This window comes from Chloroflexota bacterium, from assembly GCA_035652535.1.
In the GTDB taxonomy this organism is placed as follows: domain Bacteria; phylum Chloroflexota; class UBA6077; order UBA6077; family SHYK01; genus DASRDP01.
Map to the genome: position 1 here is coordinate 1 of DASRDP010000113.1, position 9787 is coordinate 9787.

11 protein-coding genes are annotated in these 9787 nt (G+C 68.7%); 9 read left to right on the forward strand and 2 right to left on the reverse strand.

All coding sequences use genetic code 11. The annotated features are described in order from the left end of the window. The 9 genes from VFC51_14195 to VFC51_14235 all read left to right on the forward strand — a co-directional run. Positions 1-490: TIGR00303 family protein (locus VFC51_14195; protein ID HZT08175.1), on the forward strand; the 490-nt coding region annotated here is incomplete at its 5' end. A gap of 8 nt (positions 491-498) precedes the next feature. After that, entirely contained in the window at positions 499-1374 is an 876-nt protein-coding gene (gene folP / locus VFC51_14200; GenBank protein ID HZT08176.1) for a dihydropteroate synthase, read from the forward strand. Then, entirely contained in the window at positions 1371-2744 is a 1374-nt protein-coding gene (locus VFC51_14205) for a folylpolyglutamate synthase/dihydrofolate synthase family protein (protein ID HZT08177.1), read from the forward strand. Before folP ends, VFC51_14205 begins: the two co-directional genes overlap by 4 nt. After that, positions 2741-3409: a histidine phosphatase family protein gene (locus VFC51_14210; GenBank protein ID HZT08178.1), complete on the forward strand. Its 669-nt coding sequence runs from the start codon at positions 2741-2743 to the stop codon at positions 3407-3409. Before VFC51_14205 ends, VFC51_14210 begins: the two co-directional genes overlap by 4 nt. A gap of 782 nt (positions 3410-4191) precedes the next feature. Beyond that, positions 4192-4530: a hypothetical protein gene (locus VFC51_14215; GenBank protein HZT08179.1), complete on the forward strand. Its 339-nt coding sequence runs from the start codon at positions 4192-4194 to the stop codon at positions 4528-4530. A gap of 56 nt (positions 4531-4586) precedes the next feature. After that, positions 4587-5018, forward strand: coding sequence for a hypothetical protein (locus VFC51_14220; GenBank protein ID HZT08180.1), 432 nt, complete (start codon positions 4587-4589; stop codon positions 5016-5018). Between the two features lie 430 nt (positions 5019-5448). After that, positions 5449-6063 carry a nucleotidyltransferase family protein gene (locus VFC51_14225; protein HZT08181.1) on the forward strand — a complete coding sequence of 205 codons (615 nt, stop codon included), beginning with the start codon at positions 5449-5451 and terminating at the stop codon, positions 6061-6063. Positions 6064-6196: 133 nt separating this feature from the next. Beyond that, positions 6197-8470: a fused MFS/spermidine synthase gene (locus VFC51_14230; GenBank protein ID HZT08182.1), complete on the forward strand. Its 2274-nt coding sequence runs from the start codon at positions 6197-6199 to the stop codon at positions 8468-8470. Positions 8471-8694: 224 nt separating this feature from the next. Then, complete coding sequence (locus VFC51_14235) at positions 8695-8979, forward strand: hypothetical protein (protein HZT08183.1); 285 nt, start codon at positions 8695-8697, stop codon at positions 8977-8979. 339 nt (positions 8980-9318) lie between these two features. On the opposite strand, the gene VFC51_14240 is transcribed toward VFC51_14235, so the two are convergent. After that, positions 9319-9519, reverse strand: a complete 201-nt coding sequence (locus tag VFC51_14240) for a CsbD family protein (protein HZT08184.1) — start codon at positions 9517-9519, stop codon at positions 9319-9321. Positions 9520-9548: 29 nt separating this feature from the next. Continuing rightward, positions 9549-9695 (reverse strand): lmo0937 family membrane protein, encoded by a 147-nt coding sequence (locus VFC51_14245; protein ID HZT08185.1) that lies wholly within the window; start codon positions 9693-9695, stop codon positions 9549-9551. Positions 9696-9787: the final 92 nt, after the last annotated feature.

Genomic DNA, 9787 nt, shown 5'->3' on the forward strand with positions numbered 1-9787 from the left:
GGCCGCCGTGGCGACCCTTGGCGATCCGATGCAGGCCGCCGTTGCGGGGCTCACCGCCGGCGCAGCCGACGCCGGCGCGCCCGTCCTTCTGGCCGGGGGGACCCAGATGATCGCCATCGCCGCCCTCGTCGAGCGCCTCGCCAGCGTTGGCGTTGCGCCGCGGCCACATATGGTGGTCGCGACGACGCGCTGGGTGGCCGAAGACACGACAGCCGACCCGGTCGGCCTCATGCGCGAAGCCGGGAATTATCCGCTCCTCGCAACGGCCCTCACCTTCGCCGCGTCCCCGTTTCCGGCGCTGCGCCTGTATGAATCCGGTCTGGTAAAAGAGGGGGTGGGCGCGGGCGGCGCGGCCGTCGCCGCGAGCCTGGCTTCGAACATTTCCAGCGACCGCCTTCGCCAACAGGTCGAGGAGCGGTACGCGGCCATGCTGGGAGAGAGCGGCTCCGCGCCGCTGGGAACGGAGATCACGCCATCCGCGATTCGATGAATGTGACGATGAACCAGGTCGCGGAAACGACCTGCGGTAAATCCACGTTCCGGTGGGGCGCCAAGACGTACGTCATGGGCGTCGTCAACGTCACGCCCGACTCCTTCTCGGGCGACGGAACGCTGGACCCGGCAGCCGCCGTGGCGCGAGGCGTTGAAATGGCGGCGAACGGCGCCGACATTCTGGACGTTGGGGGCGAGTCCACGCGCCCGGGCGCGCTGCCCGTAGATCCGCGAGAGGAGCTGCGGCGCGTCGTCCCGGTGATCGCGGGGCTCGCCGCGCGCGTCTCGGTCCCAATTTCGATCGATACGTCCCATGCGGCGGTGGCCGAGGCCGCGCTCGACGCCGGCGCGGTCATCGTCAATGACGTGTGGGGATTTCGCCGAGACCCCGATCTCGCGCCCATCGTCGCGCGACGGGGCACGTGTGCCGTGGCCATGCACAACCGCTCCGCGGAGGCGCGCCATCTTGAGCAGCTTGGCGGCTACTTTCCCGAGGTGGACTACGACGACGTCATCGCGTCCATTTTGAAGGGCCTCCGGTCGAGCATCGCGATCCTCACCGAGGCCGGCGTCCCACGCGAGCGGATGATCGTCGATCCGGGGATCGGCTTCGGCAAAACGCCTGCCCACAATTTGGAGATTTTGGCGCGGCTCCAGGAGCTACGCGCTCTCGGCCAGCCGATCTTGATCGGCCCTTCGCGCAAGTCGTTCATCGGCATAACCTTGGGCCTCCCGCCGGATCAGCGGGTGGAGGGCACGGCGGCGGCGGTCGCTCTCGGTATCCGGGCCGGCGCAGACATCGTCCGCGTTCACGATCTGCCCGCCATGGCCCGCGTCGCCCGCATGGCCGACGCCATTGTCCGCCGGCCGTCCAGCGCATGACTGACGGGACCGAGCAGATCGACGCCGCGCGATTCTTCGATGGCGTCCCCGACCTCGAGCGCGGCGACCCTCCGGTGGGCGGCCTGACCCTTGACCGTACGCGCGAGATCCTGCTGGCGCTGCGCAATCCCCAGCGCCGCTACCCATCGGTCCTCATTGCCGGGACCAATGGGAAGGGCTCGACTGCCGCCATGATCGAGCGGGCCCTTCGCGCCGCCGGCTTGCGCACCGGCCTCTACACGCAGCCCCACCTCCACGAACTTCGCGAACGCGTGCGGATCAACGGTCAGCCGATCGATCCCGACGGATTCGCGGAGGGTTTGCGCCGCGTGCGGGAGGCGCTCGCGGGCGTGTCCGCCGCCGACCGGCCGACCACCGCGTACGAGATCATGACGGTCCTCGCTCTGGAGCGCTTCGCGCGCGCGCCAGTCGACGTGGCGGTGCTCGAGGTCGGGCTGGGCGGTCGCCTCGACTCCACGAACGTCGTCGACGCGGCGGTCTCCGTCATCACACCCATTAGCCTCGACCATACCCAGATCCTCGGCGACACCATCGCCGCTATCGCGGCTGAGAAGGCGGACATCATCAAGCCCGGCCGCCCGTGTGTGGTCGCGCCCCAGGGGCCCGAGGCCATGGACGTCATCGTTCGGACCGCGAACGCACGGGGCGCGCGCCTGCGCGAGGTGGGGTCGCGCGCGGCGCGCTGGGACGATCCACCCCGCGACCGCGACCTGCTCACCGCGGTGGGACGCATCGAAACCGTGCGCCCGGCCCTGCCCGGGAGCTACCAGCGAACGAACGTCGCCACCGCGGTCGCGGCCCTCGACGCGCTCCGCGATGAGTGCATCGGCCCGATCGGCCTGAACCCCGTGCGCGTCGGCATCGAGACCGCTGAGTGGCCCGGGCGCTTCGAGGTCGTGGCCGGCGACCCGCCCATCGTGCTGGACGGGGCCCACAACCCGGCCGGCGCCTCAGCGCTGGCGGACTCGTTGGCGAGCGCTTATCCGAACCGGCCGGCCGTCTTCGTGCTCGGCGTCGGACGCGACAAAGACGCGGATGGAATCGTCAGCGCGCTCCTCGGCGCAGCGAGCCGGACCGGGCACGCGGGGCCGATCATCATCGCGACGCGAGCCGAGCACCCGCGCGCCCTCGACCCCGCGCATCTCGCGGCCGTCGCGCGCCGGCAGGGCGCCAGCGTGACGACCGAGCGCACCGTCTCCGCGGCCGTCGCCCGGGCCCGCGCGGTCGCGCGCCCCGGCGACGTAGTCGTCATCGCCGGGTCTCTCTACGTGATCGCCGAGGCGCGCGAGGCGATCGGACTCGCCGAGGCGCGCGAGCGCGCGGTCTTCGATCCGTGGGCGACGCGTTGATCCGACTGCTCCTCGTCCGCCACGGCGTGACGATCTGGAACCAGCAGATTCGCTACCAGGGCCACCACGACGTGCCCCTGGGCGACGAGGGCCGCGCGCAGGCCGAGCGACTCGCCGCGCGCTTGGCGGGTGAGTCCATCGACGCCGTCTACACCAGCGACCTCGCCCGGGCGCGCGAGACGGCCGAAGTCGCCACGCGGCGACACGGCGTCCGCCTCACTGAGACGCCCGCGCTCCGCGAGATGTGCTTCGGTGCGTGGGAGGGGATGCGCTACGACGAGATCGCCGTCACGGCGCGGGACCACTGGGAGGCGTGGATTCGGGACCCTGTGGGCGTGCGCCCGCCCGGCGGCGAGTCCCTGGAGCAGGTGCGCGCCCGCATCGTCGCCTTCTTCCACTCGGTGGTGAAGCTCCCGCCCGCAGACGGCGAGGCAACGGATCGCTTCTCGTATCGCGGCGCCGGCGAGCCGGCGCGCGGCGACCAGCGCACGATTCTGTTCGTGACCCATGGCGGGCCCGTCCGCGTGCTCCTCACACACCTCCTCAACATGCCGACGCGCCGGTACTGGCAGTTCGGCGTGCGGCCCGCCTCGCTTACCGCGCTGGAGCTGTACCCGGATGGGGCCATCGCCGAGGTCATCGGCGACACCTCGCACCTGTGGTAAGCGTGGACAAGCCGTAAGCGCCGGTTCGCAACGCGACGCTGGACGGATCGTTTCCACAATGCAACGCAAATGTTTGCTTACTCGAGGCAACAATTCGTTCCGCGCTGTCTATGCTGTTTGGTAGTGAAGGTAACCGACTGTTGCAGCGCGCGAGACTTCCGGTGGTTCGGGGACGGGCCGAGAGCGCGGAAACTTATCGTCGTGACCTTGTTCGGAATGCTCGTGTTGTTCGGAAGCCTCATTGCCGCGCCAGCTGCTGCCACCGACGGGAGGCGTGAGCCGATGCCGACGCTCGGCATATCTCCTGCGACTGGAACGCCGACGCCGATCACGGTCGCCCCCGAGCGCAACGCGGCCTGCGACAACAACGCCCGTCACCACGCCGGCGTTGGCCGCGACTCCGAGCGCTTCGCATCCTGGCGAGCCGGCTGTGCTCTCGTCATCGCGGCCGCCGAGGCCCGCAAGCGCGCCGCTTTCGCTTCCTCCTCGGCGGTTCGATCCGGCAAAGGCCTACCCGCTCCCACCGGGACAGGCGCAAATCGTCGGGAGCGTCGCCACCGGCCGTTCCGGAGGGACTGTCGCCGGGACGACCGTTCGCCTCACCGGCACGTCCTTCGCAGCTGTTGTGCGCCGGGATGGATCGTTCGAGTTTCCGGTCATGTCCGTGGATGCGACGAAGCAACAGCCCGCCGTGGCCTTCCAGCTCATCGCGTCGGCATCGAGTCTTGGAACCGTGATCATGCAGCGCGGCTACGATTCAAGCTCGAAACTTGAGCGACGACATGGTCTGTCTGCACCTGTCGGATGGCGATCAGTCCGGAGCCATCACCGGCTACAGCATCTGGCGCTCGCCCAACGGGTTCGATAACTGGGTGCAAATCGCGACCGTCAGCGTTACAAGCAACGTATATCCGCCCCCAAGCGTGCAGCCAGACACAGACCTATGTCAGGACTTCATCAACCCGCCAGACTGGCCGTCAAACTACACGGTCTTCCCCTTGACCGTCACCCCCGGGTCCACGAACTTTCTCAACGTGTTTGCCATGGACGCCAGCGGGACCGATCCAGCCGGGGCAGGGGTCACGGTCATCGCGTATACGCTGGCAACCCGCGGTGGGTGACGTCGCGTCGCCTCACCGCGCGCTGAAGCGGCCGAAGGTAGGGTCAGGATAACGAGATGTCAAAGCAGCTTGCGCTTCTGGGCTTGGCGGGTGTGGCCGCCGCCGTCGGCATCTGGTGGGCCCCATCGGCGCCCGGGGATGTGGTGGCGAGCTTGCCCCAGACGGGCCCTCCGGGCGGGGTCGTCCCGGACGAGACCCAGACCTCGCCAGAGGATGGCGACTCGGAATACGCGACGTTCGTGAGCCGATGGTTTGGCGTGAGCCTGCGATACCCAAAGGACTGGCAATCGCGATACCCGCCCGATCAGTACGTGGGCCAGCAGCACTACGATGGCGAGGATGGGTTCTTCGGAATAGCATTGGGAGGGAGTGGCGCCTCGATCGAAGGGTCTCAGGCGTACCTCGGCGCGATAGACCCGGCCCTCAACGCATACGGACGAATCCAACTATCGAGGAGGTGGAGGTCGACGGCCAGATCGCGTGCATGATCTGGCCATCCGATGACCAAGGCCGCGGGTGGGGCTCGAACATCGCCCACGTGGCTCTGCTGCTGGTGGGCTACCCACCACGCGCGGTGAACGGACGATCGATTCCTTCACGAGGAACGTTGTTCCTGTCTGCTGACACGGATCACATGATGGAGATCGCGTCCAGCCTTCGCTTCACGGGCAGCGGCTTCCAAGAACCTGCCCCTGGATCTCAACGGTGAGGCTCGCGAGATCGATTCGGTGATCCCATTGACCAAGATGCGGCGCAGCGTTCGCAGCCTCCCAAATCAAACGGGAAGGAGCGCGGTGTTCCCTTCCTCGTCCAGGAGCAGGGTCAGGGCGGGTGACGCCCCCATCCCAGCCCTTCGGCTCGCCTAGGGCAGGCTCTTCCCCCGCAAGGGGAGAAGGGGCCGTGATACAGTAGCCAGCCATGAGCAGCACCGTGGGCGCGGTTGTCCTGGCCGCCGGCGAGTCCTCTCGCATGGGACGGCCGAAGCCGCTCCTCCCCCTCGACGGCGAGACCTTCCTCACCCACCTCCTCGCCCAGATCGACGCGTCACGCGTCGCCCGAACCGTGATCGTCCTCGGATACCGGCCGGAGGTGGTGCTCGATGCGCTCCCGCAGATCGCCCCGCGATCCGTCGTGAACGCGAACTACTCCCTGGGCCAGCTCTCGTCGCTCCACGTGGGCCTCGACGCCATCGGTGACGTCGATGCGGTCCTCATGTGCCTGGCGGATCACCCCTTCGTGACAGCCGCGGTCATCGACGCCCTCATCGCCGAGCAGGAGCGGACCGGTTGCCCGATCGTCGTGCCCACGTATTGCAACCTTCGCGGCCACCCCACACTGTTCGCCCGCTCGGTCCTGGCGGAGCTGCGTGCCGCCCCCCTCGACCAGGGCGCGCGCGTCGTGGTTCGTGCGCACGCGGCCGAGCTGGTGGAGCTGCCCGTCGAGGACCCGGGCGTGATCGCCGACGTGGACACGCCGGAGGAGTACGCCGAATGGCTCGCCCGCTGGACCGCCCGCCGCGCGCATATGCCATAATCTTCGACCCGCCTCGAATCCTTAGGCGATCCGGAGTAGACCGCTGGCACAGTCATCCACGGCGATCGCGCCGGCCCGCCCGCTCCCCCGGACCGCCGTCGATTGGCTCACTCCCACCCTCGCCGCCATCTTCGTGCTCTCCGGGGCGAGCGGGCTGGTCTATCAGATCGCCTGGGTCCGGCTTCTCGCCCTGACCTTCGGGGTCACGATCTACGCCATCAGCACCGTAGTGGCGGCCTTCATGGGCGGCCTCGCCCTCGGCTCGTTCATTGGCGGCCGCATGGCCGACCGGGTCCGGCGACCGATTCTCTGGTACGCCGGCGCCGAGCTGGTCATCGGCGCCCTCGGCCTCGCCTCACCGAAGTTGCTGGCCTGGGTGGAAGCGACCTACCTGGCGCTGTACCCGCGCAATGCCGCCGAGGCCGCCGTCGTCATCATCGCCCTCCGATTCGCGCTGGCCGCCGCGGTGCTCCTGGTGCCGACGACCCTCATGGGTGCAACGCTGCCCCTCATCGTCCGGGGCTCCATGACCATCCGACAGACGATCGGCCACCGCATTTCGTTCCTCTATGCCAGCAACACGACGGGCGCGATCCTGGGGACGCTCGCCGCCGGGTTCGTGCTCATCGGCGGAATCGGGATTAGCGGGACCGTTCAGGTGGCCGCCGCGCTGAACGGGCTCGCCGGCCTGAGCGCCTTGATCCTGGGGGCCTCCATCGCGCCGCTCCCGCCCGCGAGCGCGGAGACTGTTCCGCACGAAAAACCCCACGAGGAAAGCGCCGTCTTCGACGTGTCGCCCGGCGTGCGTCGGCTCGTGATCCTGACGTTCACGGTCCAAGGCTTCGCGTCGCTGGCGTACGAGATCGTCTGGACGCGCGTGCTCGCCATCCTGCTGGACGGCAGCACGTACGCCTTCTCGATCGTGCTGGCGGCCGTGTTGCTGGGCATCGCCCTCGGGAGCGCGCTGGTCGCTCCGCTCATGTCGCGGCGGCTGCCGTGGGTGCGCGTCTACGCCGTGATTCAGGCCGCCGTGGCCATCCTGAGCTGCCTCGGAACCGTGGTCTTCGCCCACGCGTACGGAATCATGCATCGGCTGGACGCGATCAGCATCTTGACCGGCCTGCTGGAGAACCACTACGGATGGATGGGCATCCTGGTCATCGTGGCGATCCTGCCGCCGATGGTGCTCCTGGGCGCCAGCTTTGCCGTCGCGGCGCGGATCGTCGTCTCAGGGTCCGCGAACACCGGTCGTGACCTCGGCGTCCTCTACGCCGGGAACACCTTCGGCGCGATCCTCGGGGCCTGGGCGGCCGGGTTCTTTCTGATCCCGACCTTCGGCACGCACGTTTCCATCGAGCTGCTCGCGGTAGTGAACGCCATTCTGGCCGTGGCTCTGGCCTCGACGGGCAGCCGGAGGGAGCTGTGGCTGGCGGGCGGTATCGTCGTGGCCTCCATGGCGACGTTCGCCGTCGGGCGTGTACTGGCCCCGAGCATGTACGAGCGCATCGTGGCCGGTCGCTTTCCCGGAAACGCCGTGGTATGGGTCGGTGAGGGGCTCGAGACATCCGTCGCCGTGGTTCAGAACCCGGAGACGGGGATCATCAGCATGTACCAGAACGGCCAGGCCGACGCCAGCACGGAGTCCGGGATGGTGTGGTTCCACAGGCTCCTGGGGCACCTGCCCATGATCCTCAATCGCGATCCTCAGGACGTCCTGATCGTGGGGATCGGCGGCGGGTCCACGGCCGGCGCGCTGGCCGAGCACAACCCGAGACGGCTCGACGTGGTCGAGCTATCGGACACGATGGTGCAGGGGTCGCGCTATTTCAGCGCCGTAAACGGGAACGTCCTCGAATATCCCAAACTGCATCTGACGATCGACGACGGCCGCAACCACCTGCTCCTGTACGACCAGAAATACGACGTGGTGACGGCGGACTCCATCCACCCTCGGAACGCCGGCAGCTCGGTGCTCTACTCGTACGAGTACTACAAGCTTGTGGCCCAGGCGCTGAAGCCCGGCGGGTTGATGTCGCAGTGGCTGGAAGATCGACCCGACAACCCCGACAACGAGGCCCAACGCAAGCTCATGGCGCGCACCTTCGCGCGAGCGTTCCCCTACGTCACGATGTGGGCCTACGGCGCCATCATGATTGGGTCGAACGAGCCAATCGACACGAGCCTGTCGAGCATCCAGGAGCGGTGGGACAAGCGAAACCTGGGGCGCGACCTCGAGGGGAGTGGCTTCGAGTCGCCCGAGGCCGTCCACTCGCTGTACGTGATGAGCGACGAGGACCTGCGAAAATGGGCCGGCGACGGCCCCATCATGACGGACGACCACCCGTACGTCGAGTACTATCTCTCGCTGCCTGGCGGGACCGGCGGGCTGCCCGACCCGCACCCCTAAGTGGACATGGCGCTCCGAAGGGGGAGCCAGCTTTTCGGGTCGCCGCCCCGAGAGCGAGCGCATTTGTCTCGGTCCCAGGCCCGCCGTTTCCGGCGGCGGCCTGATTCAGCCGCCCCGGAGCGGGCCCATTCATTTCGGTCCCAGGCCCGCCGTTTCCGGCGGCGGCCTGGCCGACCGAATTCCCCGGGGCGGCGCTTCGGGCGATAATGCAAGGGAGCCCAAGCATGGGGGCCAGCGGCGTGCAGCGGGGCGGACAGATCGACGAGCAGCTTCGACGGCGGGCCCGGAGCTACGTGTACGAGCGGATGGCGCTCGCCTCGTCCGCAATCTGGGTGCTCGGCGCATTCATCCTGATGACCACCATCGTGCCCTACGTGCCGCACCCGCAGGTCTACATTGCCATCGCGTCGACGGTCCCCATCCCGTTTGCCGCGCTGCCGTGGATCTTCTATCGGAGGATCAGCGACGCGGTGGCGCGGCGCTGGGCCGAATCCGGGGAGACGCGCTGAGCTGACTCGCGCCTGCCGTTCACGGTGAGCGGGCCGAAGGGCCCGAGCTCGAAGGGCCCCCCACCCTCCCCTCCCCCGCCGCGGCGGGGGAGGGATCTTCCCTGGCCCCCCGGTGGTGGAGACGCCGGCCGCGCGGCTGGGGGAGGGGGCGCCCCGGGGCCCCCACCCGGCCAGATTTGTCCATTCGCAAAGCGATGGCCCGTCCGTGGTTCGACAGGCACACCACGAACGGGCCGGAGGGACCGGGCCGAAGGGAACGGGCCCGGGGTACCAGCGCCGGAGGGACCGGGCCGAAGGGAACGGGCCCGGGGTACTAGCGCCGGAGGGACCGCGGGCCCGTTATGGGATGTTTTGGCGGACCTTGCCCTCGACCTCCTCGACCTTTCCCTGGACCTTGCGGCGGGCGCGAGCGGCCGTCTCTTTCGCCTTCCCGCGCGTCTGCTCCGCCTGGCCCTTTGCCTCCTCGGACTCGTCATCCGTGATCCGGCCCTTGACCTGGCGGGCCTTGCCGGCGATCTCGTCTTTCTTACCGTCGAGCATAGTGTCCCCTCAGCAATTCGTCCGACGCGTCAGATCGCGGTGCGGCGGCCGGTCAGGAGCTGGGCGATCAGGATAATGAGCGCTACGACCAGCAGCAGATGAATCAGGCTGCCGACGTTCGCCAAGAACCCAAGGAGCCACAACACCAGGACGACCGCGAGAAGTGTCCAGAGCATGTCTCTCTCCCTCCGTTATGGGTCGCGCGCTATCGGCCTGGGGCCGTCGACGGGGCATTGCCGCCCGAGCCGCCCGACGAGCCGCCGCCCGG